A 25,673-nucleotide genomic window follows, 5' to 3' on the forward strand; every position below is an offset into this window, starting at 1 on the left:
GTGTGTGTAGTTCCGCGGTGTGCTCTCCGGGGGGGGGGGGGGGGGGCGGGGCCCCCCCCCCGCGACGTGTGCGGACGGCACCGCCATCACACGCCTCGGGGGCTCCGCCCCGGACCCCGCTGCTCAATCGCCGCAGGGGCTTGAAAATGGCGGCGCCGCCCGCCGGCCCCCGCTGCTCAAGACCCGCAGGGGCTCAAGTGCGGCGGCGGATCTTGTTGCCCAGCCAGACCACCGGGTCGTACTTGCGGTCGGCCGCTCGCTCCTTCAGGGGGATGAGCGCGTTGTCCGTGATGTGGATGCCCTCGGGGCAGACCTCGGTGCAGCACTTGGTGATGTTGCAGTAACCGAGGCCGTGTTCGTCCTGGGCCGTGGTCTTGCGGTCCAGGCCGTCCTCCGCCGCCGCATCCAGAGGGTGCATGTCGAGTTCCGCCACGCGCATCAGGAAGCGGGGCCCCGCGAAGGACGACTTGTTGTCCTCGTGGTCGCGGACGACATGGCAGGTGTCCTGGCACAGGAAGCACTCGATGCACTTGCGGAACTCCTGCGAGCGGTCCACGTCCTCCTGCATCATCCGGTACTCGCCGGGACCCACCCCGGCGGGCGGGACGAAGGCCGGGACCTCGCGGGCCTTCGTGTAGTTGAAGCCGACGTCGGTGACGAGGTCGCGGATGACGGGGAAGGCACGCAGCGGCGTCACCGTGATCACCTCGTCGCGGGTGAAGACGGACATGCGGGTCATGCACATCAGCCGCGGCCGGCCGTTGATCTCCGCCGAGCACGAACCGCACTTGCCCGCCTTGCAGTTCCAGCGGACCGCCAGGTCGGGCGCCTGCGTCGCCTGCACGCGGTGGATGATGTCGAGGACCACCTCGCCGTCGTTCACCTCGACCTTGAAGTCCTCCAGGCCGCCCCCGCCGACGTCGCCCCGCCACACCCGGAAGGCCGCCTCGTAGCTGCTCACTCGAAAAGCTCCTCTTCGGCCAGGTACTTCACCAGCTCCTCCTTCTCGAACAGGGCGAGCAGGTCGGGGCGGATCGGTTCGGTGGTCTCGCGGGTGAGCGTGATCTGGCCACGCACCGGGTCCGTGGCCGCCAACCCGCCGGTGGGGTCCCGGAGTTGGCAGAGCAGATTCGCCCGCCGCCACTCCCGGTCCATCGCCGGATGGTCCTCACGGGTGTGCCCGCCCCGCGACTCCGTGCGCTCAAGGGCGGCCCGCGCCACGCACTCGCTGACCAGCAGCATGTTCCGCAGGTCCAGCGCCAGGTGCCAGCCCGGATTGAACTGGCGGTGCCCCTCGACCCCGGCCCGCCGCGCCCGCACCCGCAGATCCGCGAGCCTGCGCAGCGCCTGCTCCATCTCGGGCCCCCGCCGGATGATGCCGACGAGATCGTTCATCGTCTGCTGGAGCTCCTGGTGCAGGGTGTACGGGTTCTCGGGCGTGACGCCCTCCTCCTGGCCCTCCGCGGAGAAGGGCCGCAGCGCCTCGGCCGCCGCCGTGTCGATCTGCTCGTCGTCCACGGTCGGACGCGCCGTGCGGCGCGAGACGGCGCGCGTCGCCGCGTGCAGCCCCGCCCTGCGCCCGAACACCAGCAGGTCGGAGAGCGAGTTGCCGCCGAGCCGATTGGAGCCGTGCATGCCGCCGGCCACCTCACCGGCCGCGTAGAGCCCCGGCACACCGCGCGCCGCCGCCGTGTCCGAGTCGACCGCGATGCCGCCCATCACGTAGTGGCAGGTCGGCCCGACCTCCATCGCCTCGGCCGTGATGTCGACGTCGGCCAGCTCCTTGAACTGGTGGTACATGGAGGGCAGTCGGCGCCGGATCGTCTCGGCGGGCATGCGCGTCGACACGTCGAGGAACACGCCACCGTGCGGCGATCCGCGGCCCGCCTTCACCTCCGCGTTGATGGCCCGCGCCACCTCGTCGCGCGGCAGCAGCTCGGGGGGCCGGCGGTTGTGGTCCGGGTCCTCGTACCAGCGGTCGCCCTCCTCCTCCGACTGCGCGTACTTCTCCTTGAAGACATCGGGGACGTAGTCGAACATGAACCGCTTGCCCTCGGAGTTGCGCAGCACGCCGCCGTCGCCGCGCACCGACTCCGTGACCAGGATCCCCTTCACCGAGGGCGGCCAGACCATGCCTGTCGGGTGGAACTGGACGAACTCCATGTTCAGGAGAGGCGCTCCGGCGAGCAGCGCGAGCGCGTGTCCGTCGCCCGTGTACTCCCACGAGTTCGACGTCACCTTGAAGGACTTGCCGATGCCGCCGGTCGCCAGGACGACGCTCGGCGCCTCGATGACGAAGAAGCGCCCGCTCTCCCGCTCGTAGCAGAAGGTGCCTGACACCTGGCCGTCCTCGTCCTTCAGGACCCGGGTGACCGTGCACTCCTGGAAGACCTTCAGGCCGGACTCGTAGTCGCCGGTCTCCTTGAAGTCCTGCTGCTGGAGTTGGACGATCTTCTGCTGGAGCGTGCGGATCAGTTCGAGGCCCGTACGGTCGCCGACGTGCGCGAGCCGCGGGTACTCGTGCCCACCGAAGTTGCGCTGCGAGATCCGCCCGTCGCCGGTGCGGTCGAACAGGGCGCCCCAGGTCTCCAACTCCCATACGCGGTCGGGCGCTTCGCGTGCGTGCAGCTCCGCCATCCGCCACTGGTTGAGGAATTTGCCGCCGCGCATCGTGTCGCGGAAGTGCACCTGCCAGCTGTCCCGGGAGTTCACATTGCCCATGGAGGCCGCGATGCCGCCCTCGGCCATCACCGTATGGGCCTTGCCGAACAGGGACTTGCAGATCACGGCCGTACGAGCGCCCTGCTCACGCGCCTCGATCGCGGCCCGCAGCCCCGCGCCACCGGCGCCCACCACGACAACATCCCACTGCTGTCGCTCCACTACAGCCATTAGAACAACCTCGGATCATCGAAAGCACCGGACGCGACCAGATACACGTAGAAGTCGGCGAGCGCGACGCTCACCAACGAGGCCCAGGCAAGCAGCATGTGACGGGCATTCAGCTTCCCCACCCATCCCCAGAGCCGATACCGCACCGGGTGTTTCGAGAAGTGCTTCAGGCGCCCGCCGACGATGTGCCGGCACGAGTGGCAGGAGATCGTGTACGCCCAGATCAGCCCGATGTTGAGCAGGAAGACCAGGGTGCCGAGCCCCATGTGGCCCCACTCGTAGTTCTCGTCGCGGAACGACAGCACGGTGTCGTACGTGAGGATGCAGGCGACGAGGACGGCCGCGTAGAAGAAGTAGCGGTGGATGTTCTGCAGGATCAGCGGGAACCGCGTCTCGCCGCTGTACTTCTTGTGCGGCTCGGCCACCGCGCAGGCGGGCGGTGAGGCCCAGAAGCCGCGGTAGTAGGCCTTGCGGTAGTAGTAGCAGGTCAGCCGGAAGCCGAGCGGGAAGATCAGGATGAGCAGCGCGGGGGACAGGCCCCACCAGCCGCCGAAGATCTCCCAGTTGGGGCCGTGCCGCATCGGTTCGCAGTTGTCCGCGAGGCAGGGCGAGTAGAACGGCGAGACGTACGGGGCCGCGTAGTAGTCGGCGCCTCCGAAGGCCCGCCAGGTCGAGTAGACGATGAAGGCGAACAGGCCACCCGCGGTCGCGGCCGGGGCCAGCCACCAGCGGTCGGTGCGCAGATGGGGCGCGGCGATCGCGGCACGGGTCCGGCCTCGGACGCCGGTGCCGCCTTCGATATGGGGGTCTTCGGTACTGGTGGGTTCCGTGCCGGTGGCCAACGAAGCCTCCGCTCGCAGGGACAGGTGGACGGGGATCGGGGGTGGGCGAGGGCAGGTCAGGGGGCGTGCCGGTCCCGCGCGCCGAGCCCCTCGTCGTCCGAGTCGGTCCACAGGGACCTGTCGTACGGGGCGTCGGGGATCGTCACGAGGTCGGGGCGGTGCGGCACGTCAGGGCTCGCGGCCGACTCGCGCAGCAGGGCGACGCTCTCTCGCAGATGCGCGGTGTCGGCACGCACCCGGCGCAGATCCGGACCTCCCGCGACGCCCGCGAGCTGGGGCTGCAGGCGCCCCACGGCGCGCGCGAGCTCGTCGACGCAGGCCTGAACCGCCGTCAAGTCGTCGTGCAGGGACATGACTTGGCCTCACTTCCGCTGGTGCGGCGGAGTTGCTCATGCGCCTGAGAGTGTCGCGCGTCACATTGCTGTTTGTGAAGGGATTCGTGCGGATTGCCGGTGTGCGCCGTGGTGCGCGCCCCTCGGGTTCGGGCTTCTTTGGGCCGCACGGGTGGCTTCCGGGTGCCTTACGGGCGTGTCGGAGGGTGCCGCACCCCGGATCCACTTCAGTTGGCCGATAGATGTGATCAGCTCCATATACCGCCAAACGTGACAAAACCGGCCAGCCCCGGAGGTACCCGTGATGCCCCATGTCCCAAGGCGCCCAGGAGCCGCCGCACGCTCGGCCGCGTTCCTCGTGAGCGGTGCGCTCGCCGTGACCGCGCTCGCCGGGTGCGGCTCCGACGACGACGCGAGCCGCCCCGCGGCGGGCCCCGACGTCGCCTCGGCAGCCCGTACGCACATCAAGGACGGCGGCACGCTGCGGTGGGCCGTCGACGACGTGCCGCAGACCCTCAACTCCTTCCAGGCCGACGCGGACGCGGCCACGAGCCGGGTCACCGGCGCCGTGCTGCCCTCGATGTTCCGGCTCGACGCGCAGGGCCGCCCGCAGGCCGACCCCGACTACCTGGAGAAGGCCGAGGTCATCAAGACCGAGCCCAAGCAGGTCGTGCTGTACAAGCTGAACCAGCAGGCGGTATGGAGCGACGGCCGGGAGATCGGCGCCGCCGACTTCGCCGCGCAGTGGCGCGCCCTGTCGGGGAAGAACAGCGCGTACTGGACCGCCCACAACGCGGGCTACAACCGCATCGAGAACGTCGAGCGCGGCAAGAACGACCTGGAGGTGCGGGTCACGTTCGCCAAGCCGTACGCGGACTGGCGCTCGCTGTTCTCGCCGCTGTACCCCAAGGACGTCATGGGGAGCCCGGACGCCTTCAACGAGGGCGCGCGCAGCAAGCTCAAGGTGACCGCGGGCCCCTTCGCGCCCGGCAAGGTCGACCGGAGCGGCAAGCAGGTCACGCTGGAGCGCAACCCCCGCTGGTGGGGCCGCCCGGCCAAGCTCGAGAAGCTGGAACTCAAGGCCGTGCCGCGCGACAAGCGGACCGCCGCGCTCGCCGCGGACAAGCTGGACCTCGCCGACGTCGACCCCGAGTCCGCCGAGCGCATCGCGTACGCCGCCCGCGAGAAGGGCGCGTCGGGCCCGCTCGCGCACGGACCCGGCGCCGACGTCACCTCCGGTGACGCGCTGCGCTCCTGGGCGCGGGCGCACAACGAGGACTGGGAGGTCGCCGAGGCGGAGCTCGAGGCCCGCGCGAAGACCCGCAAGGCCGTGGCGAAGTACGCGAAGGAGCAGGCGGGGCTGAACGGCTTCGTCGTCCGCAAGTCGCTCGAACCCGCCTACACGCAGCTCGCCCTGAACGGTTCGAGCGGTCCGCTCGCCGACGAGCGGGTGCGCCAGGCCGTGGCCCGCGCCCTCGACCGCGACAAGCTCGCCCAGAGCGTCCTCAAGCCGCTCGGTCTTCCGGCCACGACCGTCGGCAGCCACCTCGCCCTCTCCGGCCAGGCCGCCTACACCGACAACAGCGACGCGCTCGGCAAGCAGGACGCCGACAAGGCGCAGGCGCTGCTCGCGGAGGCGGGCTGGGTGCGCGGCGGGCCGCTCCAGGAGAAGCAGCAGAAGCCCAAGACCGCGGGCGGCAAGGCGGAGGGCGCCGCGGCCGAGTCCGGCGACGGCACGTACATCATGGGCGAGGACGACCAGAAGTCCGCGGACGACGCCAAGCCCGGCGACGCCGCGCCCCCGCTGCTGGGCCCCGGCGCCCTCGCCGCGGCCCAGCACTCCGCGCTGCTGCACCAGGCCGACGCCGCGAAGGTGCGCTCCGCCGAGCGGGAGGGCAAGCACGCGGGCGACGCCAAGCAGGGCGCGGCCCCCGGCGCGTACGCCCCGAAGGGGACCCCGGCTCCGCAGCAGGCCGCCGCCAAGGACTCGGGCGAGGCCGGTGGCAAGCAGGGCGCCAAGGCAGGGGCCGCCCCGGGGCAGCTCGCCAAGGACGGCAAGCCGCTGACCCTGAACTTCGTACTGCCCTCGGGACCCGACGCCGAGCAGCTGAAGTCCGTCGCCGACCGGATCTCGACCATGCTCCAGAAGATCGGCGTCCGCACGGACATCACGAAGGTCGACGACGAGACCTACTTCAAGGACCACATCGCGGCGGGCGAGTACGACCTGGCGCTGTACTCGTGGCCCGGCTCCGCCTACCCGGCCACCGACGCCCGCCCGATCTACGCCAAGCCGGTCCCGGCCGCCGACGGCGAGCTCACGGTCGAGCAGAACTACACCCGGGTCGGCACCGACCACATCGACCAGCTCTTCGACCAGGCCGTCGGGGAGCTCGACCAGGACAAGGAGCGCTCGCTCGTCCGGCAGGCCGACGAGCGCATCTGGGCCGCCGCAGGATCGATTCCGCTCTACCAGCGGCCCGAATTGGTGGCGACGAAGGCGAACCTGGTGAACGCGGGGGCGTTCGGCTTCCAGGAGCCCTCCTATGAGGACATCGGCTTCCTGAAGCCGGGTGCGAAGGCCGTCGGCTCACCCACGGAGGACGCTGGCTGACCTGCGGTTTTCCCGGACGGCCCGGCGCTTCGGCGGCGGTCCGTCCGGCCCGGCTGGGCCGGGGGCCGCGGGGCCACGTACCATGGGGTGAGGCCGTGGCGTGTCCAGCCCGGCAGGGCGCGTGTACCAAAGAAGTACGCGCAGCCGACCCTTCACTCCGGGAGTACGCCGCAATATGGCCACGCGCCACGACATCCGTAACGTCGCCATCGTCGCCCACGTCGACCACGGCAAGACGACCATCGTCGACGCCATGCTCAAGCAGGCCGGCTCCTTCGCCGCGCACGCAGCAGAGTCGCTCGACGACCGCATGATGGACTCGAACGACCTGGAGCGTGAGAAGGGCATCACGATCCTCGCCAAGAACACGGCGGTGAAGTATCACCCCAAGGACGGCGGCGAGGTCATCACGATCAACATCATCGACACCCCCGGCCACGCCGACTTCGGTGGTGAGGTCGAGCGCGGTCTGTCGATGGTGGACGCGGTGGTGCTCCTCGTGGACGCCTCCGAGGGCCCGCTGCCGCAGACGCGCTTCGTGCTCGGCAAGGCGCTCAAGCAGCGGCTGCCCGTCATCCTGTGCATCAACAAGACGGACCGGCCCGACTCGCGCATCGACGAGGTCGTCAACGAGACGTACGACCTCTTCCTCGACCTGGATGCCGATGAGGACCAGATCGAGTTCCCGATCGTCTACGCCTGTGGTCGTGACGGCGTCGCCTCGCTGACCAAGCCGGACGACGGCACGGTCCCGGCCGACTCCACCAACCTGGAGCCGTTCTTCTCCACGATCCTGGAGTCCGTGCCGGCCCCGACGTACGAGGAGGACGCGCCGCTCCAGGCCCACGTCACCAACCTCGACGCCGACAACTTCCTCGGCCGTATCGCGCTGCTCCGCGTCGAGCACGGCGAGCTGCGCAAGGGCCAGACGGTCGCGTGGATGAAGCGCGACGGCACGGTCCAGAACGTCCGCATCAGCGAGCTGATGATGACGGAGGCGCTGACCCGCAAGCCCGCGGAGGTCGCCGGCCCCGGTGACATCTGCGCCGTCGCGGGCATCCCCGACATCATGATCGGCGAGACCCTTGCCGACCCGGAGAACCCGGTCGCGCTGCCGCTGATCACGGTGGACCAGCCGGCGATCTCCATGACCATCGGTACGAACACCTCGCCGCTGGTCGGCCGCGGTGGCACGGGCAAGGGCGCGGACGCCAAGGCGGCCGTCAAGGACCGCAAGGTCACCGCCCGCCAGGTCAAGGACCGCCTGCAGCGCGAGCTGGTCGGTAACGTCTCGCTGCGCGTCCTGGAGACCGAGCGCCCCGACGCCTGGGAGGTGCAGGGCCGCGGTGAGCTGGCGCTGGCGATCCTGGTCGAGCAGATGCGCCGCGAGGGCTTCGAGCTGACGATCGGCAAGCCGCAGGTCGTCACCAAGCAGGTCGACGGCAAGACGCACGAGCCGGTCGAGCGCATGACCGTCGACGTCCCCGAGGAGCACATGGGCGCCGTCACGCAGCTCATGGGCGTCCGTAAGGGCCGCATGGACAACATGTCGAACCACGGCTCCGGCTGGGTCCGCATGGAGTTCGTCGTGCCGTCCCGTGGCCTCATCGGCTTCCGTACGGAGTTCCTGACGAACACCCGCGGTACGGGCATCGCCCACTCGATCCACGAGGGCCACGAGCCGTGGTTCGGCACGCTGACGACCCGTAACAACGGCTCGCTCGTCGCCGACCGTGCCGGTTCGGTCACCCCCTTCGCGATGATGAACCTCCAGGAGCGCGGTGTGCTGTTCACCGAGCCCGGCACCGAGGTGTACGAGGGCATGATCGTCGGTGAGAACTCGCGCGCCGACGACATGGACGTGAACATCACCAAGGAGAAGAAGCTCACCAACATGCGTGCCGCGGCCGCGGACAACACGGAGAACGTGGTCCCGGCCCGGAAGCTCTCCCTGGAGCAGTCCCTGGAGTTCTGCCGCGACGACGAGTGCGTCGAGGTGACCCCGGAGGCCGTCCGCATCCGCAAGGTCGTCCTGGACCACAAGGAGCGCGGCCGCAGCGCCTCGCGCGCCAAGCACAACTGACCTGACGGCAGTTCGGCCCGGTACCCCCGAAGGGGGTGCCGGGCCTTTTGCGTTCCCGCTACTCTTCACGCGGTCTACGCGCAGTGACACACCCGGCCGTGATGTCTCCCAACAAGGGGTCAAAATCCGGTCGAGCGCAAGTGATTAAGTCCACGCCGGAGTCCGGAATGCGGACGCCGATGGTCGATAGGTATGTAACACGTCCGTTTCGTGTCCCTCTATCTAGGATCTGTTTGTCCGGATTTTGGGAGAAGTACGCATCAGGTGTGATCGAACCGAGACCAAAAGAGTGTGGTCGCGGCAGCGGCTGTGGCTAATAGTGGTCCGCGTAGAGCTCGGGTCAAAGGGTCACGCGCTAATGGGGGGCGGCGACTCGCGAGCACGCTGAGGCAGCGTCAACTTCGCCGTCAGGGGTGTCGGCAGGGTGGCGACCTTCTGCCTCCACTTGCAGTGAACGAAGTGGACTCATGAGGAGGGGCCCATGTTTTTGACACTTCCTCAGGGGTGGGCTCACCCCAGCCGTTAGTCCCTCTCGTGCGCTTCGAGTGACGTACGCCGTGCGACGGCTGCCGGGCCGCTTTCACCTCCGACAGCCTCCAACACCTGTGAAATGGACGAATCATGACAAGTCCAATCGAGATTGAGGGCGCCGAGACCTCTTCCGCCTTGGACAAGGAGAGCGCGCCGCAGGGCGACGCGAAGGAGCCCAAGAAGCTCGAGGGGCGCAGCCCCGGCCAGTTGATGTGGCGGCGCTTCAAGCGGGACAGGACGGGCGTCCTGTCCGCCTGGATCGTCCTGGTGTTCTTCGTGATAGCCGCGCTCGCCCCGGTCATCTGCAAGCTGTACGGCAAGGACCCGTACACCTTCTACGGCCAGGACGACCCCACGCTCCTCAACGAGTTCAACCTGCCGGCGGGTCCCAACGGCGGTATGTCGCCCGAGCACTGGTTCGGCATCGACCCGAACTATGGGCGCGACGTCTTCGCGTATCTGCTCTACGGCATGCGTACGTCGCTCTACACCGCTCTGTGCGCGACGATCGGCATGGTGATCCTGGGTGTCGTGATCGGTCTGGCGGCCGGCTACTTCGGCGGCAAGATCGACTACTGGCTCGGCCGGCTCACCGACTTCATGATGGCGCTGCCCAACCAGCTGTTCATGGTCGCGGCCATGCCCGTCATCGTCACGGTCTTCGTCGCCCCGGACGAGGAGACGCCGGTCTACGTCCGGTTCCTCGCCATCACCGGCATCATGTGGCTGCTCACGTGGATGACCCTGGCCCGCCTGGTGCGCGCGGTGACGCTGTCCCTGCGAGAGCGGGAGTTCGTGGAGGCGGCGAAGGTCGCGGGCGCCTCCCCCTGGCGGATCATCCGCAAGGAGCTGCTGCCCAACCTGGTGACGCCGATCATCGTGCAGGGCACGTACCTGCTTCCCAGCACCATCCTCTCGGTCGCCTTCCTCTCCTTCGTCGGCGTCGGATATCAAGACCCCACGCCCGACTGGGGCTTGATGTTCGCGACCGCGGCGAAGATCTACGAGGTGGACCCGACCTACTTGTACTTCCCGGGTGTCGCCATGGTCGTCTTCTTCGTGGCGTTCAACCTCTTCGGTGACTCGGTCCGGGACGCCTTCGATCCCAAGACCGGACGCTGACCAGGCATCACCGAGGGTCGCTGCCACCCGGGCGCCGGACCGACACAGCCGGATGCGTCAGGCAGCACACAAGGATCACTACTCACAGGCAGGTGGATTCAACTCCATGAGCATCCTTCGTTCGCGTACGGCGCAGGCGACGGTCGTCGCCGCCGCTGTCGGCGCCCTCACGCTGACCGGCTGCAGCAGCGGCAGCAACGACAACGACAAGAGCGTGGGCAAGACCCAGAAGGACGCGAAGGCGCAGTCCCGGCCCGTCGTCATGGGTACCGCCCAGGACTCCCAGGGCCCGGCCGAGCCGGTCCCGGGCGCCAAGAAGGGCGGCGTCGCCCAGGTCTACCAGGAGAGCGACTTCTCGCACCTGGACCCGGGCCAGATATACGTCTCCGACGCCGGCCTGCTCTCCAAGCTCCTCTACCGTGGCCTGACCACGTACACCGAGGACGACAAGGGCACCCAGACGGTCGTCGGTGACCTCGCCAAGGACGCGGGCAAGTCCTCGGACGGCGGCAAGACCTGGACCTTCGAGCTGAAGGACGGCGTCAAGGACCAGAACGGCCACGTCATCACCTCGGCCGACATCCGCCACTCCATCGAGCGCATGTACGACCCGTTCATCACGGACGGTCCGGCGTACATCCAGCAGTGGCTGTCCGGCTCCGGCACCTCGTACCGCAAGGCGTACGGCGGCCCGTTCAAGGGCAAGCACCTGCCGGACTCGGTCCTGGACACGCCGGACGCCAAGACCATCACCTTCCACTTCAAGGAAGCCCACACCGACGTCCCGCAGGCCCTGGCCATGGCGGCGTACTCGGTCGTGCCCGAGAAGACGGACACCAAGCAGAAGTACGACCAGAAGCCGGTCGCCACCGGCCCGTACAAGATCTCCGCGTACAAGCCGGGCAAGAGCCTCAAGCTCGTCCGCAACGACAAGTGGGACGAGAAGACGGACCCGATGCGCCACGCCTACGTGGACGGGTTCAACATCGACTACAACGTCTCCAAGGCCGACCAGACCAAGACGATCCTGGCCGACCGCGGCGAGGCCAAGAACTCCCTGATGTTCACCGGCCAGATCGACGCCACCCAGCTGCAGAAGATCACGACCGACAAGGCCGTGATGAAGCGCACCGTCCAGGGCTACGGCCCGTACGTGTGGCAGCTGAACATGAACATGGACCGGATCAAGGACAAGAAGATCCGTGACGCCATCTCCCTGGCGATGCCGGCCACCGCGGCCGCGCACGCCGACGGCGGTGCCTACGGTGGCGACGCCGCCAACTCGCTGACGGCGCCGACGCTTCCGGGCTACAGCAAGTCGGACGACATCTTCAACCGCGGTAAGAAGGCGAACGGCGACATCGCCAAGGCGAAGAAGCTGATCGACGAGGCGGGCGCCAAGGGCAAGAAGCTCGTCTACGCCTACGCCAACGTTCCCGTCCGTGTCACCCAGGCGAACCTGATCATCAACAACCTGGAGAAGATCGGCCTCGACATCCAGAAGAAGGAAGTCGACAACGCCACCTGGTACGAGCAGATGGGCAAGGTCAAGAACGGCTTTGACCTCTACATGACCGGTTGGGGCCAGGACTGGGCCGACGGCAACACCGTCTTCCCGCCGACGTACGACGGCACCAACATCCAGGACGGCGGCTCCAACTACTCGCACGTGAACGACAAGCACGTGAACGAGGAGAGCGCCCGCATCCAGAAGATCGCGGACGCGGCCGAGCGCGCCAAGGAGTACCGCAAGCTCTCCAACTACATCTCGGAGAAGATCAACCCGGCAGCCCCGATCTACTACACCAAGATCTTCCAGATCGCCGGCTCCAACGTGGGCGGCCTGCGCTACTCGTCGGTCACCAACTACACCGACCCGACGCGCATCTACCTCAAGAAGTAGTCCGCACAAGGCAGTTCCCGGGGGCGGGAGAGCGGCGGAGCTCTCGCCCCCGGGCCGCCGCACAACGCCTCCTGGTCTCCCACCGCCGCCGTCCTGAGAGCAGCTTTCTGCCATGCTTCGATTTCTCATACGCCGGACGTCTGGCGCAGCACTCATCCTCCTGCTGATCAGCGCCTTCACGTTCTTCATGTACTTCGCCATCCCACAGGACCCGGCGACGCTCGCGTGCGGCAAGAACTGCACCCCGGACGCGCTGGAGCTCATTCACAAGAACCTCGGGCTCGACTCCCCGGTGCCGGTTCAGTACTGGAACTTCCTGGTCGGGATCTTCGCGGGACGTGACTTCGGGGTGGGCCACTGTGCCGCGCCGTGCTTCGGTGTCTCGTTCAGGAACAACCAGATGGTCTGGGACACGATGATGGACCGTCTCCCGCTGACCGTCTCGCTCATGATCGGCGGCATGGTCGTCTTCCTCATCGCCGGCCTCGGCGCGGGACTGCTCGCCGCCCGCTTCCGCGGCACCTGGATCGACAAGGCCGTCTCCGGCGCCTCGCTGGTGACCAGCTCGTTCCAGATCTACCTGCTCGGCCCGATCGTGCTGGGCATCTTCGTCTACAGCACCGGCTGGCTGAAGGCGCCCAAGTACGTGCCGTTCACGGAGAACCCGGGCTCCTGGTTCATGGGGCTGCTGATCCCCTGGGTCGTGATGGCGACGATCTTCACCGCCAACTACACCCGAATGTCGCGCTCCTCGATGATCGAGCAGCTCCAGGAGGAACACGTCAGAGCCGCCAAGGCCAAGGGGATGAGCAGTCGCTTCGTCTTCTTCCGGTACGCCTGGCGTGGCTCGCTCATCCCGATCATCACGATCCTCGGCATGGACATCGCGGCACTGCTCAGCGGCGGCATGGTCACCGAACTGACCTTCAACCTCGCGGGACTCGGCCGTCTGGCGATCGACTCGGTCACCAACAAGGACCTGCCGGTCCTCATGGGCGTGATGCTGCTCAGCGCCGCCTTCATCATCATCTGCAATGTCGTCGTGGACGCCCTGTACGCCGTGATCGACCCGCGCGTGCGGCTGTCCTAGGAGAACCCCAGTGACCACACTCACCAAGCCCGAGGACGCTCCGGCCCCGACCGGTTCCGACGCGTTCTTGTCGGTACGCGACCTGCGGGTGCAGTTCTCCACCGAGGACGGCGCCGTCAAGGCGGTGGACGGCCTCTCCTTCGACCTGGAGCGCGGCAAGACGCTCGGCATCGTCGGCGAGTCCGGATCCGGCAAGTCGGTCACCAACCTGACCGTGCTCGGCCTGCACTCCAAGACGAACACCACCATCGACGGTGAGATCCTCCTTGACGGCAAGGAACTTCTCACCGCCACGGAGTCCGAGCTGGAGAAGCTCCGCGGCAACAAGATGGCGATGATCTTCCAGGACTCGCTGACCGCCCTGTCGCCGTACTACACGGTGGGGCGGCAGATCGCCGAGCCGTTCCGCAAGCACACCGGCGCCTCCAAGAAGGAGGCCCGGGACCGCGCCATCGAGATGCTCGGGAAGGTCGGCATCCCGCAGCCCAAGCAGCGCGTCGACGACTACCCGCACCAGTTCTCCGGCGGTATGCGCCAGCGCGCCATGATCGCCATGTCGCTCGCCTGCAACCCCGAACTGCTCATCGCCGACGAGCCGACCACGGCCCTCGACGTGACCGTCCAGGCGCAGATCCTCGACCTGCTCAAGGACCTGCAGCAGGAGTTCGGCTCCGCGATCATCATGATCACGCACGACCTGGGTGTCGTCGCGAACATGGCCGACGACCTGCTCGTGATGTACGCGGGCCGGGCCGTCGAGCGCGGAAGCGTGCGCGAGGTGCTCAAGAACCCTCAGCACCCCTACACCTGGGGCCTGTTGGGTTCGATGCCGCGCCTCACCTCGGACATCGACGAGCCGCTGATGCCGATCCCCGGTTCGCCGCCGTCGCTGCTGAATCCGCCCTCGGGCTGCCCGTTCCACCCGCGCTGCGCCTTCACCGACAAGGTGTCGGGCGAACGCTGCTCGGGCGAGCGGCCGCAGCTTCCGCAGGGTCGTGGCTCCGCCTGTCACCTGACGGCGGACCAGAAGCAGCAGGTGTTCATCGAGACGATTCAGCCCCGGCTGGGCTGAGCTGAAACCGGCGACTGGGGCATGACCATGAGCGAGAACAAGAGCAACACCACCACGGCGGTCGCCGACGCGATCCCCGACCAGCGCGACAGCGGTGCCGAACCGCTGCTCCAGGTCCGGGACCTGCAGAAGCACTTCCCGATCAAGGGCGGCTTCCCGATCCGCCGCACCGTCGGCGCGGTCAAGGCCGTCGACGGCGTGGACCTGGAGGTCTATGCGGGCGAGAGCCTGGGCCTGGTCGGCGAGTCCGGCTGCGGCAAGTCGACCACGGGCCGGCTGCTGACCCGCTTGTACGAGCCCACGCAGGGCACGATCACGTACAAGGGCCAGGACATCAGCCACGCGAAGCGCAAGCAGCTGGCGCCGATCAGGTCCGAGATCCAGATGATCTTCCAGGACCCGTACGCGTCCCTGAACCCGCGGCAGACGGTCGGTTCGATCATCGCGGGACCGATGGAGATCAACGGGATCAATCCGCCCGGTGGCCGCGAGAAGCGGGTGCGTGAGCTCCTGGAGATCGTCGGCCTCAACCCGGAGCACTACAACCGGTTCCCGCACGAGTTCTCCGGCGGTCAGCGCCAGCGCATCGGGGTCGCCCGCGCCGTGGCCCTGGAGCCGAAGCTGATCGTCGCCGACGAGCCGGTCTCGGCGCTCGACGTGTCGATCCAGGCGCAGGTGGTGAACCTCCTCCAGAAGGTTCAGCGGGAGATGGGCATCGCGTTCGTCTTCATCGCCCACGACCTGGCCATCGTGCGGCACTTCTCGCAGCGCGTCGCCGTGATGTACCTCGGCAAGATCATGGAGATCGCGGACCGCGACTCGCTCTACAACCGCCCGCGGCACCCGTACACGCACGCGCTGATGTCGGCCGTGCCGGAGGCGGACCTCGACGTCGAGAAGCGGGAGCGGATCCGGCTCGAGGGCGACGTGCCCTCGCCGATCTCCCCGCCGTCGGGCTGCCGCTTCCGTACGCGCTGCTGGAAGGCGCAGGACAAGTGCGCCACGGACGAGCCCCCGCTGGTCCAGCTCTCCGGCAACAAGGCAGGGCACCTCACGGCCTGTCACTTCCCGGAGGACCCGACCGTCGAGGCACGTGGGCAGGACATCGTCCTCGACCCCGCCCTCGCGGCCCTCGAGGGCGACGACAAGTCCTGACCTCCGCCCGATGCCCGGCCCTGGTGTTCTCACCGGGGCCGGGCATCGGCATGTCCGGACGCGGCACGCCCGCCCCCAGATGGGTGACAAAACAGGCGTAGTGGTCGACCCGCGGGTCCAATGGGCCCAAGGCTCGTCCCCGTAACGCCCTCTGGAGGACCCTGATGCGCCTCGGCCTGCGTACCGGTGCCCTGGCCGCCGCCCTGGTGCTGGCCGTGCCCTGGCTCGCGTCCTGCGGCGCCACCGCCACCGAGTCGGGTGTCGTGCGCGCGAAGTGGGGCGACCCGCAGAACCCGCTGGAACCCGCGAACACCAATGAGGTCAACGGCGGCAAGGTCCTCGACATGATCTTCCGGGGTCTCAAGATCTACGACCCCGTCACCGCCGAGCCCGAGTACGCCGTCGCCAAGTCGATCAAGAGCGACGACGCGCAGAACTTCAAGGTCACGCTGAAGGACGGCTGGAAGTTCGCGGACGGCACGAAGGTCACCTCGCAGTCGTTCGTCGACGCCTGGAACTACGCCGCCTACCTGCCGAACGCGCAGATCGGCGCCGACTTCTTCGGCTATATCGACGGCTACGACAAGGTCCACCCCGTGAAGGGGAAGCCCACGGCGAAGAAGCTGTCGGGGCTCAAGGTCGTCGACGACACGCACTTCACGGTCGAGCTCAACCAGAAGTTCTCGCTCTTCCCCGACATGCTCGGCTACGCCGCGTTCTCCCCGCTGCCGAAGAAGTTCTTCACCGACCACGACGAGTGGCTGGAGAAGCCGTTCGGCAACGGCCCCTACGAGGTGACCAACTACGAGCGCGGCGGCCGCATGAAGCTGCGGCTCAACCACGACTACAACGGTGCCAAGCCCCGCAACAAGGGCGTCGACCTGCTCGTCTACACCGACGACAACACCGCGTACACCGATGTCGTGGCCGGCCAGCTCGACGTGACCGACGCCGTGCCGGCCGAGCAGCTCAGCAATCTCCACAAGGACATCGGCAACCGGTACATCAACACTCCCGCCGGCATCATCCAGACGCTGATGTTCCCCATGTACGACAAGGAGTGGGCCACCGCCGACGCCCTCAAGGTCCGCCGCGGCATCTCGCTCGCCATCAACCGCGAGCAGATCACCGACAAGATCTTCCAGAAGACCCGGATCCCGGCCAAGGACTGGACGTCCCCCGTGCTCCGCAAGGAGGGCGGCTACAACCCCGACATCTGCGGCGACCGCTGCGAGTACGACCCCAAGAAGGCCAAGCAGCTGATCGACGAGGGCGGCGGCTTCCCCGGCGGGAAACTCGTCCTCAGCTACAACGCCGACACCGGCAACCACAAGCAGTGGATCGACGCCATCTGCAACAGCGTCAACCGGGTCATGGGCGACTCGAAGGCCTGCGTCGGCAACCCGGTGGGCACCTTCGCCGACTTCCGTACGCAGATCCAGAGCGGCAAGTTCAGCGGCCCGTTCCGCAGCGGCTGGCAGATGGACTACCCGCTGATCCAGAACTTCCTGCAGCCCGTCTACACCACGGGCGCCCCCAGCAACGACGGCAAGTGGAGCGACAAGCGGTTCGACGCGCTGATCAACAAGGCCAACGCGGACCCGGACCCGAAGAACGCGATCAAGGACTTCCAGGACTCCGAGCGGATCCTCGCCGAGCAGCTCCCGGCGATCCCCCTCTGGTACCAGAACGGCACCGCCGTCTACGGCTCCCGCGTGCACGACGTGAAGCTCAACCCCTTCAGCGTGCCGGTCTTCGAGGAGATGACCGTCAATGACTGAGAACCACGACCGCTCGGCTGACGTGAGGGAGGTGCCATGGGGCGTTATGTGATCCGACGGCTGCTGCAGATGATCCCGGTGTTCATCGGCACCACGCTGCTGATCTTCCTCATGGTCAACGTCATGGGCGACCCGACCGCGGCGCTCTGCGGCGACAAGGCCTGCGACCCGGCCACCCAGGCGGCGCTGCGCGAGCAGTTCCACCTCGACAAGCCGCTGGTGCAGCAGTACCTGATCTACCTCGGCAACATCTTCCAGGGCGACTTCGGCACCGCCTTCAACGGGGACTCCGTCGCCGACCTGATGCTGCGCGCCTACCCCGTCACCATCAAGCTGACGTTCGTGGCGATCGTCTTCGAGATCGTCATCGGCATCGGCCTCGGCGTCATCACGGGCCTGCGCCGCGGCAAGCCCATCGACACGGGCGTCCTCGTCCTGACGCTGGTCGTGATCTCCGTGCCGACGTTCGTGACCGGACTCGTCGCCCAGCTCCTGTTCGGCATGGAGTGGGGGATCGTCAAGCCCTCGGTGGCGTATGAGGCGCCGCTGAGCGAGCTGATCCTGCCGGGCCTCGTCCTCGCGTCCGTGTCGTTGGCGTACGTGACCCGGCTGACCCGGACCTCCGTCGCCGACAACGCCCGCTCCGACTACGTCCGCACCGCCGTCGCCAAGGGCCTGCCGCGGCGCCGCATCATCTGGCGGCACCTGCTGCGCAACTCGCTGATCCCGGTGGTCACGTTCATCGGCACCGACATCGGCGCCCTGATGGGCGGCGCCATCGTGACCGAGCGGATCTTCAACATCCGCGGCGTCGGCTACCAGCTCTACCAGGGCATCCTGCACCAGTCCTCGCCGACCGTGGTCGGCTTCGTGACCGTCCTGGTGATCGTCTTCCTGCTCGCCAACCTCATCGTCGACCTGCTCTACGCCGTCCTTGACCCGAGGATTCGCTATGCCTGAGCCCGTCACTCCGGTCACCGTCGAGGCCCAGCTGACGCCTGGGACGCCCGAGGGCGGCGGCGCCGAGGGGCCCGCGCGCTCCCTGTGGTCGGACGCCTGGCGCTCGCTGCGCCGCAACCCGGTCTTCATCATCTCAGCGCTGATCATCCTGTTCCTGGTCGTCGTCGCGATCTGGCCGCAGCTCCTTGCGAGCGGCGACCCCAACGACTGCGACCTCGCGCACGGCCAGGACACATCCACCTCGGGACACCCCTTCGGCTACGACGCGCAGGGCTGCGACCTGTACACGCGCACGGTCTACGGGGCCCGGGCCTCGATCACCGTCGGCGTCTTCGCCACCCTCGGTGTGGCCCTGCTCGGCGGGATCCTCGGGGCGCTCGCCGGGTTCTACGGGCGCTGGGCGGACGCCGTGATCTCCCGCGGCGCCGACATCTTCTTCGGCATCCCCGTCATCCTCGGCGGCCTCGTCCTGCTGTCGGTGGTGACGTCGACGACCGTGTGGCCGGTGGTCGGATTCATCGTGCTGCTCGGCTGGCCGCAGATCTTCCGTATCGCCCGCGGCTCCGTGATCACGGTCAAGGAGAACGACTACGTGCACGCCGCGCGCACCCTCGGCGCCGCCAACTCCCGGATCCTGCTGCGCCACATCCTGCCGAACGCCGTCGCCCCCGTGATCGTCGTCGCGACCATCGCGCTCGGCACGTTCATCGCCCTGGAGGCGACGCTCTCGTTCCTCGGCGTCGGCCTCAAGCCGCCCGCGGTCTCCTGGGGCATCGACATCTCGAACGCCGCCCCGTACATCCGCAACGCCCCGCACATGCTGCTGTATCCGGCGGGAGCGCTGGCCCTCACGGTGCTCGCGTTCATCATGCTCGGCGACGCGGTGCGCGACGCCCTCGACCCCAAGCTGAGGTAGCCGACCGTGGCGAACACGAACCTGTTGGAAGTACGCGACCTGCACGTCGAGTTCCGTACGCGCGACGGAGTCGCCAAGGCGGTCAACGGCGTCAACTACACCGTCGACGAGGGCGAGACGCTCGCCGTGCTCGGCGAGTCGGGAAGCGGGAAGTCCGTCACGGCGCAGGCCGTCATGGGCATCCTCGACATGCCGCCGGGCCGGATCGCCAGTGGCGAGATCCTCTTCAAGGGCAAGGACCTGCTGAACCTCAAGGAGGAGGAGCGGCGGAAGATCCGCGGCGCCGAGATGGCGATGATCTTCCAGGACGCGCTGTCCTCCCTCAACCCCGTGCTCACTGTGGGGGAGCAGCTCGGCGAGATGTTCGTCGTGCACAAGGGGATGTCCAAGAAGGCCGCGCGGGCCAGGGCCGTCGAGCTGATGGACCGGGTGCGCATCCCGGCCGCGAAGGAGCGGGTGAGCCAGTACCCACACCAGTTCTCCGGCGGTATGCGCCAGCGCATCATGATCGCGATGGCGCTCGCCCTGGAGCCCTCGCTGATCATCGCGGACGAACCGACAACGGCCCTCGACGTCACCGTGCAGGCCCAGGTGATGGACCTCCTCGCCGAGTTGCAGCGCGAGCTCAACATGGGGCTCATCCTCATCACCCACGACCTGGGTGTCGTGGCGGACGTCGCCGACAAGATCGCCGTGATGTACGCGGGCCGGATCGTGGAGACGGCGCCGGTGCACGAGATCTACAAGGCGCCCGCACACCCGTACACCAAGGGCCTCCTCGAGTCGATCCCGCGCCTCGACCAGAAGGGGCAGGAGCTCTTCGCCATCAAGGGGCTCCCGCCGAACCTCATGAACATCCCGCCCGGCTGCGCCTTCAACCCGCGCTGCCCGATGGCCCAGGACGTGTGCCGCACGGACGTCCCGCCGCTCGCCCGCGTCTCCGAGAACCGTCGCAGCGCCTGCCACTTCTGGAAGGAGACGCTCGATGCCGCAACACGGTAAGCACGTGAGCAAGGACGACCTGAAGCGCGAGGGCCGGATCGCCGAGCACCTCCTGCGCAAGGCGCACTCCGAGAACGACTACGCGGCGCACGGCTCGGCCTCCGGACACGAACCGCTCCTCCAGGTACGCGGGTTGACCAAGCACTACCCGCTCACCAGGGGCGTCCTCGTCAAGAAGCAGATCGGCTCGGTGAAGGCCGTCGACGGGGTGGACTTCGACCTCGGGCAGGGCGAGACGCTCGGCATCGTCGGCGAGTCCGGCTGCGGCAAGTCCACCGTCGCGAAGATGCTGGTCAACCTCGAACGCCCCACGGCCGGCGTCATCACGTACAAGGGCGAGGACATCACCACACTGTCCGGCCGCGCCCTGAAGGCCGTCCGCCGCAACATCCAGATGGTGTTCCAGGACCCGTACACGTCCCTGAACCCGCGGATGACGGTCGGCGACATCATCGGGGAGCCGTACGAGATCCATCCCGAGGTGGCCCCGAAGGGCGACCGCAGGAAGAAGGTCCAGGACCTGCTGGACGTCGTCGGCCTCAACCCCGAGTACATCAACCGCTACCCGCACCAGTTCTCCGGCGGCCAGCGCCAGCGCATCGGCATCGCGCGCGGGCTCGCGCTGCGCCCCGAGATCATCGTCGCGGACGAGCCGGTGTCCGCGCTCGACGTGTCGGTGCAGGCGCAGGTGGTCAACCTGATGGACCGGCTCCAGAACGAGTTCGACCTGAGCTACGTCTTCATCGCGCACGACCTGTCCATCGTGCGGCACATCTCGGATCGGGTCGGCGTCATGTACCTGGGCCGGATCGTCGAGATCGGCTCGGACGCCGAGATCTACGACCACCCGACGCACCCCTACACGCAGGCGCTGTTGTCGGCGGTGCCGGTGCCCGACCCGGAAGCGCGCGAGGGGCGCGAGCGCATCCTGCTCTCCGGCGACGTGCCCTCGCCCGCCAACCCGCCCTCCGGCTGCCACTTCCGCACCCGCTGCTGGAAGGCGCAGCAGCGCTGCGTGGACGAGGAGCCGCTGCTCGCCGTGCCCGAGGTCTTCCGGGGCGGCGACACCCCGGCCAGTCACCCGTCGGCCTGCCACTTCGCGGAAGAGAAGCAGATTGTGCCGACGGAGTAGGGGCCTGACGGGTCTTTACACGTCTTTACACGCAGGCAATCCGGCCGAAGCGGCGCCGATATGTCACCGCGTCAGAGTGTCTCGCGTACGGCCGTGCGGGTGCCGTGAGCCGGGCCGGAGCGCATGTCGCTCCGGCCCGGTTGCCGTAGGCCCTGGCCGACACGCCCTACAGCCCCAACGACCGCTTCAGGAAGTCGACCTGGAACAGCAGCAGGTTCTCGGCGACCTGCTCCTGGGGCGTCATGTGGGTCACACCGGACAGCGGGAGCACCTCGTGCGGGCGGCCCGCGGCGAGCAGCGCGGAGGACAGCCGCAGGGAGTGCGCCACGACCACGTTGTCGTCGGCGAGACCGTGGATGATCAGCATCGGCCGGTGCGGCTCGGCCGGGTCCGAGAGCCCGTCGTCCGTCACCAGGGAACTCTTCGCGTACGCCTCCGGGTTCGCCGCCGGATCGCCCAGGTACCGCTCGGTGTAGTGGGTGTCGTAGAGCCGCTGGTCGGTCACCGGGGCGCCCGCGACCGCCGCGTGGAACACGTCCGGCCGGCGCAGCACCGCGAGTCCCGCCAGGAAGCCGCCGTAACTCCAGCCGCGGATCGCCACCTTGGACAGGTCGAGCGGGAAGCGGTCCGCCAGCGCGTGCAGCGCGGTGACCTGGTCGTCGAGGGTGACGGTGTGGTCGCCCGCGATGGCCTTCTCACGGGCGGGCGAGATGCCGGGGGTGCCCCGGCCGTCCGCGACGATCACCGCGAAGCCCTGGTCGGCGAACCACTGCGAGGTCAGATGCGGGTTGTGCGCGGCCACGACGCGCTGCCCGTGCGGGCCGCCGTACGGGTCCATGAGGACCGGCAGCGGGCCGTCCCCCTCCTCGTAAGAGGAGGGCAGGAGAACAGCGCACGGGATGCCCTCGGCCTCCGTGAGCGTCAGGCGCGGGGTGAGCAGCGGGCGGTCGGCGTGCGAGACGACAGTGGCGACGTGCTTGCCCTCGCGCTCCACGCGCGCACGCGCGCCGGGTGAGTCGGGTGTCGCCGAGACGAGCACGCTGACGGAGCCGTCGCCGGAGCGCACCGCGGAGTGCACGCCGGGCTCCTCGGAGACGCGCCGCACCCCGAGCTCGTTGACCCGGTACACGTGCACCTCGCCGGTCTCGGGGGACGCGGCGTCGACCCCGGCAGAGGCGGAGACGAGCACGTCGCTCTCGCCCACGTCGAGCACCGCCCGGACGTGCAACTGAGATGTGGTCAGCAGCCGTTCGCCCACTGCGAGGACCCGCGCGCCGCCCTCGTCGGCGATCCGTACGAGCTGCCCGCTCGGCGACCAGCACGGCACACCGGGCAGCAGCTCCAGCCACACGTCGTCCTCGTCGGCGTGCACCATCCGCGTCGAACCGTCGTCCGTGTTCACCGCGAGGTAGAGCGCGCTGCGCTGGTCGCGGGCCTGGACCAGGAGCAGCGGGGCGCCGTCCGCCGACCAGTGCACGCGGGCCAGGTACGGGTACGCCCTGCGGTCCCAGGTCACCTCGTTGCGGTTGCCTTCGAGGTCGTACGCGAAGAGGCGCACCTCGGCGTTGGGCGTACCGGCGCGCGGGTAGGCGACGCGCGCCGGCTCCCGGTCCGGGTGCGCGGGGTCGGCGATCCACCAGCGCCGCACGTCCGCGTCGTCGGCGCGGGCCACGAGCAGCCGGTCCGAATCGGGCGACCACCAATGGCCGCGGAACCGGGACATCTCCTCGGCCGCGACGAACTCAGCGAGCCCGTATGTCACGGTCTCCGACTCCGGCTCCGCGAGCGCCCGGTCGTTCTCGCCCTCCGCGCCGACGACGCGCAGCGCGCCCCGGGTGACGTACGCGATGTGCCGCCCGTCGGGGGAGGGGCGCGGGTCCAACACGGGGCCCGGCACCCGGAGTTCCCGGGCGGTGCCCACCCGCAGCTCGGCCGTGAACAGGCGCCCCGACAGGGCGAAAGCGGCCAACTCGGCGGCGGCGTCCGTCGCGTAGCCCACGATGCCCGCGCCGCCCTCACGGCTGCGCTCGCGCCGGGCCCGCTCCGCGTCCGACAGCTTCTCCGCCGCCCCGCCGAGCAGGGCCACCGGGTCGGCGGCCACCCGCTCCTGACCACCCGCCACGTCAAGCACCCACAGCGCGTTCGCCCGATCGGTACCCGAGGAGGAACGCAAGAAGACGACACGCTCACCGTCCGGCGCCACCGTGAAGGCACGCGGCGCCCCCAACGTGAAGCGCTGGGTACGCGCGTGCTGACGGGGAAAGGTCTCGATGGTCATCCAGGCAGCCTAGGGCCTGCCGTTCGGATCAGGCCTGGCCCGAACGGCAGACTCCAGGGCTGTTCCGGCGGATCGGGCCGGCCACGGTCGACTGTCGTGTTCGGATCCGGCTGGAGGCGGGCCGCCGTGAACATTCGGTGCCGACGAGCGGGCGATGGTGCGTGCGCGCCCCCCGTGCGCTCCCGGTCGCATCGGGTGCTCCCTGATCGCGACTCGTGCGCGGGTACGGATAGTTATGATCGTTAGCGCTGTGTGGGTACGAGTCCGTCGGCGACCGGATCACTTTGGAGGAGGACCGCTGTGGCACTCTCGATCTCGGCCGTGGTGCTGTTCGCGATCATCGTCTTCATCCTGATCAAGAAGTCGGGACTGAAAGCGGGGCACGCGGTCGTGTGTGTGCTCCTGGGTTTCTACCTGGCGAGTTCGTCCGTCGCTCCCACGATCAAGGAGCTGACGACGAACGTGGCGGACATGGTCGGCGGCATCAAGTTCTAGCGACACCGGCCGTCGGCCCGGTGTCAGTGGGGCGTTCTACGCTATGGGCATGACGGAAATGCCAGGTAGGCGCCTGCTCCTCGTGCATGCGCACCCCGACGACGAGTCGATCAACAATGGCGCCACCATGGCCAAGTACGCCGCCGAAGGCGCCCAGGTCACGCTGGTGACCTGCACGCTCGGCGAGGAGGGCGAGGTCATTCCGGGCGAACTGGCTCATCTCGCCCCTGACCGGGAGGATCTCCTCGGCCCGCACCGGATCGGCGAGTTGACCGTTGCCATGAAGGAGCTCGGCGTCACCGACCACCGCTTCCTGGGCGGCCCCGGACGGTTCCGCGACTCCGGAATGATGGGCGCCCCGCAGAACGGGCGGGAGAGTGCCTTCTGGGCCGCCGACCTCGACGAGGCCGCGGCCCACCTCGTCGCCGTGATCCGCGAGACCCGCCCGCAGGTCCTGATCACGTACGACCCCGACGGGGGGTACGGGCACCCCGACCACATCCAGGCCCACCGCGTCGCGACGCGCGCCGTCGAGCTCGCCGCGGACGCCACCTTCCGGAGCGAGCTCGGGGAGCCGCACGCGATCGCCAAGGTCTACTGGAACCGCGTGCCGCGCACGGTCGCCGAGGAGCGGTTCCGGTGGCTCGCGGGCGTGCTCGACGCCACACCCTTCGACGTCGCCGCCGTGGTGGACGACGTGCCGGGCGTCGTCGCCGACGAGCGGATCACCGCGGCGATCGACGGGCGGCCGTACGCGGAGCGGAAGGCGGCCGCGATGCGCGCGCACGCCACCCAGGTCGACGTGCCGGAGGTACGCGGCGTCTTCGCGCTCTCCAACGATCTCGCGCAGCCGCTGTTCGACATCGAGTACTACGAGTTGGTGCGGGGCGAGCCCGGATCGCCTTACGAGAAAGACCTGTTCGAGGGCCTTGAGGGAGTGACCGAGCGATGAGCGGCGACAGGAACGGGCGGGCCGCGGCGGCCGGCGGCAAGGCGGCTCCCGGCGGGTCGGTGGCGCAGGGGGGCGACCTGCCCTTCAGTTTCGGCGGGTTCGGTGCGGGGCGGACGATCGTCCTGCTTGCCCTTTTCGTCCTCGGCGCGGTCCTCGCGGTCGGCGGGGCGCTCGTCCAAGGGGGCTGGTTCCCGGGCGGGTTGCTGCTCGCGCTCGTCGGGGCGGCCGGGCTGTTCCACGGAGGGGCGCGAATCGCGGGCGGTCGCGCGGGGGCGGTCGCGCCCGCGGCGGGCTGGGTGCTCGCGGTGATCCTGCTCACCGCGAGCCGTCCCGAGGGCGACTTTCTGTTCGGCGCGGGAGCCGGCTCGTACCTCTTCCTCCTCGGAGGGATGGCAGTCGCTGTGATGTGCGCCACCTTCTGGCTGCCCGGGCAACCACCCGCGCCCGCCGCCCGACTTGGGAAGTGACGTAGCACTTTGGGTCGTCGTGCGGCGCGTGCGGTTCCGGATTCGTCATCCGTC

Annotated in this window: 20 protein-coding genes; 15 read left to right on the forward strand and 5 right to left on the reverse strand. The window is 68.7% G+C overall.

Features of this window, described 5'->3' with window-relative positions; translation table 11 throughout:
- Window positions 1–193: 193 nt before the first annotated feature.
- The 4 genes from ACWD2L_RS21250 to ACWD2L_RS21265 are packed head-to-tail and all read right to left on the reverse strand — an operon-like array spanning window position 194 to window position 4,087.
- A complete protein-coding gene (locus ACWD2L_RS21250) occupies window positions 194–961 on the reverse strand; it encodes a succinate dehydrogenase/fumarate reductase iron-sulfur subunit (RefSeq protein ID WP_351333357.1) in 768 nt (255 codons plus the stop codon).
- Window positions 958–2,892, reverse strand: a complete 1,935-nt coding sequence (locus tag ACWD2L_RS21255; protein WP_351333358.1) for a fumarate reductase/succinate dehydrogenase flavoprotein subunit — start codon at window positions 2,890–2,892, stop codon at window positions 958–960. Before ACWD2L_RS21255 ends, ACWD2L_RS21250 begins: the two co-directional genes overlap by 4 nt.
- The gene (locus tag ACWD2L_RS21260) at window positions 2,892–3,734 is read right to left on the reverse strand and encodes a hypothetical protein (protein WP_351333362.1); all 843 of its coding nucleotides are present in this window, start codon (window positions 3,732–3,734) and stop codon (window positions 2,892–2,894) included. The genes ACWD2L_RS21255 and ACWD2L_RS21260 overlap by 1 nt, the downstream gene beginning before the upstream one ends.
- Before the next feature lie 56 nt (window positions 3,735–3,790).
- On the reverse strand, window positions 3,791–4,087 hold the full coding sequence (locus ACWD2L_RS21265; RefSeq protein ID WP_351333365.1) for a hypothetical protein: 297 nt from the start codon (window positions 4,085–4,087) through the stop codon (window positions 3,791–3,793).
- Between the two features lie 283 nt (window positions 4,088–4,370).
- Between ACWD2L_RS21265 and ACWD2L_RS21270 the strand changes: the two genes are divergently transcribed.
- The 12 genes from ACWD2L_RS21270 (at window position 4,371) to ACWD2L_RS21325 (ending at window position 21,427) form a co-directional block, all read left to right on the forward strand.
- Window positions 4,371–6,680 (forward strand): ABC transporter substrate-binding protein, encoded by a 2,310-nt coding sequence (locus tag ACWD2L_RS21270; protein ID WP_351333367.1) that lies wholly within the window; start codon window positions 4,371–4,373, stop codon window positions 6,678–6,680.
- A gap of 175 nt (window positions 6,681–6,855) precedes the next feature.
- A complete protein-coding gene (gene typA, locus ACWD2L_RS21275) occupies window positions 6,856–8,763 on the forward strand; it encodes a translational GTPase TypA (RefSeq protein WP_351333369.1) in 1,908 nt (635 codons plus the stop codon).
- 621 nt (window positions 8,764–9,384) lie between these two features.
- On the forward strand, window positions 9,385–10,416 hold the full coding sequence (locus tag ACWD2L_RS21280) for an ABC transporter permease (RefSeq protein ID WP_351333372.1): 1,032 nt from the start codon (window positions 9,385–9,387) through the stop codon (window positions 10,414–10,416).
- A gap of 106 nt (window positions 10,417–10,522) precedes the next feature.
- Window positions 10,523–12,319, forward strand: a complete 1,797-nt coding sequence (locus tag ACWD2L_RS21285; RefSeq protein WP_351333375.1) for an ABC transporter substrate-binding protein — start codon at window positions 10,523–10,525, stop codon at window positions 12,317–12,319.
- Between the two features lie 112 nt (window positions 12,320–12,431).
- A complete protein-coding gene (locus tag ACWD2L_RS21290; protein WP_351333378.1) occupies window positions 12,432–13,409 on the forward strand; it encodes an ABC transporter permease in 978 nt (325 codons plus the stop codon).
- Window positions 13,410–13,419: 10 nt separating this feature from the next.
- Window positions 13,420–14,481, forward strand: coding sequence for an ABC transporter ATP-binding protein (locus tag ACWD2L_RS21295; protein ID WP_351333381.1), 1,062 nt, complete (start codon window positions 13,420–13,422; stop codon window positions 14,479–14,481).
- Between the two features lie 27 nt (window positions 14,482–14,508).
- Window positions 14,509–15,636 (forward strand): ABC transporter ATP-binding protein, encoded by a 1,128-nt coding sequence (locus ACWD2L_RS21300; RefSeq protein WP_351333384.1) that lies wholly within the window; start codon window positions 14,509–14,511, stop codon window positions 15,634–15,636.
- 164 nt (window positions 15,637–15,800) lie between these two features.
- Entirely contained in the window at window positions 15,801–17,417 is a 1,617-nt protein-coding gene (locus ACWD2L_RS21305; protein WP_351333387.1) for a peptide ABC transporter substrate-binding protein, read from the forward strand.
- A gap of 36 nt (window positions 17,418–17,453) precedes the next feature.
- Window positions 17,454–18,377: an ABC transporter permease gene (locus ACWD2L_RS21310; protein ID WP_351333390.1), complete on the forward strand. Its 924-nt coding sequence runs from the start codon at window positions 17,454–17,456 to the stop codon at window positions 18,375–18,377.
- Window positions 18,370–19,293: an ABC transporter permease gene (locus ACWD2L_RS21315; RefSeq protein WP_351333393.1), complete on the forward strand. Its 924-nt coding sequence runs from the start codon at window positions 18,370–18,372 to the stop codon at window positions 19,291–19,293. The genes ACWD2L_RS21310 and ACWD2L_RS21315 overlap by 8 nt, the downstream gene beginning before the upstream one ends.
- 6 nt (window positions 19,294–19,299) lie before the next feature.
- Entirely contained in the window at window positions 19,300–20,295 is a 996-nt protein-coding gene (locus tag ACWD2L_RS21320) for an ABC transporter ATP-binding protein (protein WP_451190529.1), read from the forward strand.
- Window positions 20,279–21,427, forward strand: coding sequence for an ABC transporter ATP-binding protein (locus ACWD2L_RS21325; protein WP_351333396.1), 1,149 nt, complete (start codon window positions 20,279–20,281; stop codon window positions 21,425–21,427). Before ACWD2L_RS21320 ends, ACWD2L_RS21325 begins: the two co-directional genes overlap by 17 nt.
- A gap of 166 nt (window positions 21,428–21,593) precedes the next feature.
- On the opposite strand, the gene ACWD2L_RS21330 is transcribed toward ACWD2L_RS21325, so the two are convergent.
- A complete protein-coding gene (locus tag ACWD2L_RS21330) occupies window positions 21,594–23,705 on the reverse strand; it encodes a S9 family peptidase (RefSeq protein ID WP_351333399.1) in 2,112 nt (703 codons plus the stop codon).
- A 300-nt stretch (window positions 23,706–24,005) separates the two neighbouring features.
- Here ACWD2L_RS21330 and ACWD2L_RS21335 point away from each other — a divergent pair, with 300 nt between their 5' ends.
- From ACWD2L_RS21335 to ACWD2L_RS21345, 3 genes are read left to right on the forward strand one after another with little or no spacing between them, the layout of a single operon-like run.
- Window positions 24,006–24,200, forward strand: coding sequence for a hypothetical protein (locus tag ACWD2L_RS21335; RefSeq protein WP_351333402.1), 195 nt, complete (start codon window positions 24,006–24,008; stop codon window positions 24,198–24,200).
- A 49-nt stretch (window positions 24,201–24,249) separates the two neighbouring features.
- Window positions 24,250–25,152 carry an N-acetyl-1-D-myo-inositol-2-amino-2-deoxy-alpha-D-glucopyranoside deacetylase gene (gene mshB, locus ACWD2L_RS21340; protein WP_351333405.1) on the forward strand — a complete coding sequence of 301 codons (903 nt, stop codon included), beginning with the start codon at window positions 24,250–24,252 and terminating at the stop codon, window positions 25,150–25,152.
- Window positions 25,149–25,619: a DUF6113 family protein gene (locus ACWD2L_RS21345; RefSeq protein WP_351333408.1), complete on the forward strand. Its 471-nt coding sequence runs from the start codon at window positions 25,149–25,151 to the stop codon at window positions 25,617–25,619. The genes mshB and ACWD2L_RS21345 overlap by 4 nt, the downstream gene beginning before the upstream one ends.
- The last annotated feature ends 54 nt before the right edge of the window (window positions 25,620–25,673 follow it).

Source organism: Streptomyces sp. NPDC002754 (assembly GCF_053592315.1).